At 65.4% G+C, this 2,033-nt stretch carries 3 protein-coding genes; 1 reads left to right on the forward strand and 2 read right to left on the reverse strand.

All coding sequences use genetic code 11. The features are described from left to right. The coding region (locus tag AB0M27_RS47520; protein WP_365732422.1) for a hypothetical protein at positions 1 to 191 on the forward strand (191 nt) is incomplete at its 5' end. Positions 192 to 379: 188 nt separating this feature from the next. Here the strand turns inward: AB0M27_RS47520 and AB0M27_RS47525 are convergent. Both AB0M27_RS47525 and AB0M27_RS47530 read right to left on the reverse strand, forming a co-directional pair. Further along, the gene (locus tag AB0M27_RS47525) at positions 380 to 1,150 is read right to left on the reverse strand and encodes a transposase (RefSeq protein WP_365732423.1); all 771 of its coding nucleotides are present in this window, start codon (positions 1,148 to 1,150) and stop codon (positions 380 to 382) included. 45 nt (positions 1,151 to 1,195) lie between these two features. Continuing rightward, the gene (locus AB0M27_RS47530; RefSeq protein WP_365732424.1) at positions 1,196 to 1,759 is read right to left on the reverse strand and encodes a hypothetical protein; all 564 of its coding nucleotides are present in this window, start codon (positions 1,757 to 1,759) and stop codon (positions 1,196 to 1,198) included. Between the last annotated feature and the right edge of the window lie 274 nt (positions 1,760 to 2,033).

Consider the following 2,033-nt stretch of genomic DNA (forward strand, 5'->3'; position numbering starts at 1 on the left):
CTAGTGACACACCCCGCCACTGGGCCATGCGGCATTTCCGCAGCTCAAACCGGGTTTTCGGCGACTATGCCACTACCGCTGCTGCGGAACTCCGGATCCACCGGCGATATCACGGCTGCATCGACGGTCACGAGGAAGTTGCCAACGCCAGGATTGCGGCAGCTATGGAGGAAGACGGCGACACCACGTAGCGGCGCACCGCTCATAGAGCGAAGCCAACGCACTATCAAGCCCGTCGATTGGCCCCCACCGTCGGACGTTGCGACGGTGAGGGCCTTCGCTGTTGCGTAAGGTTGCTGCGCAACCGCGCGCCTAAGGGCTGTCCCGCAAATGATCTCTGTGCCGACCTGGACGCGTTCGCCTGATGTGCGGCGTGTGCTCACCCGGCGAGGGTGAGGTTGTGCAGGCGGGCGATGCCGAGCATGGCGTGGTGGACGCCGTCGCCTTTCAGGCGGCAGTCGCGGAGGATCTTCCAGCTCTTCATGCGGGCGAAGGTGTGCTCGACGCGGGCGCGGACCTTGCGATGGGAGGCGTTGTGCTCCTCTTTCCAGGCCAGCAGTTCGGCCCGGCCTTTCTCGCGGCGATGAGGGATGACCAGGCCGGTACCCCGGTAGCCGCCGTCCGCGATCACCGTCGCCCTTCCAACAGCGCCCTTCGCGCCGGACAGCTCCCATGCCTTGCAGTCATTGCGGTTGCCGGCGACTGGTCGGCCGATCACGACGACGAGCCGGGTGTCCGCGTCGATGACGACCTGGTGGTTGGTGGAGTACCTGTAGTTCTTGGACTGCTCGGCGATGGTGTGGTCGCGCGTGGGGACCAGGGTTCCGTCCGCGATCAGCACGGTGCCCTTGCGGAACCGCTTGCGTTGCTGGAGCGCGAGCGAGGGCCCGAGATGGCCAATGATGCGGTCGGCGGCCGACTTCGAGACTCCGAACAGCGGGGCAAGCTGCCGCAAGGTCAGGTTCGTCCGCCAGTACGCGGCGATCAGCAAAACCCGGTCCTCCAACGGCAGGCTCCACGGTCGTCCTCTACGAACCGGATCCGCTCCTTCGCGGCGCAACGCGGTGATCAACTTGCGGAACTGAAATGGGCTCAGCCCGGTGAAGGGGGCTATCCAGGAAGGGTTCGACGCTGTGATCACACCAGACACCACAAGATCTTTTCACGCCGCGTACCCGTGCTGGCCTGACGGTAGTTAGGAGGAGAGGTGCCTCTGCGGTTCAACAGCCTTGAGCAGGCACTCGTGGTCGTCGGCGCTGATCAGTCCGTCCGGACGAGTCTCGTCCTCCAACAACGCGCGCAGCGCAGAAGCGTGTGCGGCGAAGGCGGCCCTGCACCATTCGCGTTCCGGGTGATCGCAGTCGTTGCCGAGCAGCACGACCTGGCGTTCGTTGTCCGCGTCGACGGGTTGAGACAGCTCCGCGGCAACGACCAAGAGGTCGACCAGGCCGGAGCGCACCGCGATGTCAGGGAGGGTTGCCAGGCGGATGAGGAAGGGCAGGGCGGCTGGCATCGCTGTGCTCACGTGAAAGACGCTGTTCATCAAGACGTTGCCCAGCACACGCAGGGCCTTGGGGCCGGCTATCGGATCGAGGAGCCCACGGAGCAGGACCGGGATCCCGGCAGGACACCCGGGAATCTGCGACCAAGCGACATCGGTGCAGCCCAGTAGCGCGGGGTGGTCGCAGTCAGCTTGCTCTATCTGCGGATACTCGCGGAGGAACCGAGCGACGGCAGCCTCCTTGGCCGCCGCATCCACTACGCACATCCCTCTGCCCCTGCCCCAGCTCGAACGACATCGCCCCGAAGGGGCGTCCGCCGGATGAAACTCTTCACGGGGCGGGCGTCGAACGCAAGCGCCAAGGTCAACAGCTGACGCCCCCCATCGTGGGGAGCAGGGGCGTGACAGCCTGGCACCGCATTCCGGGACAGCCCTTAGAGCTCGTAACACGATCTTGGTGGCGAGATTGGTGAGACGGATGCGGCTGGGATGATTGCGGCCATGACCCTGGACTGGTCCCATCTGAAGCACG

Source organism: Streptomyces sp. NPDC052107 (assembly GCF_040680215.1).
In the GTDB taxonomy this organism is placed as follows: Bacteria; Actinomycetota; Actinomycetes; order Streptomycetales; family Streptomycetaceae; genus Streptomyces.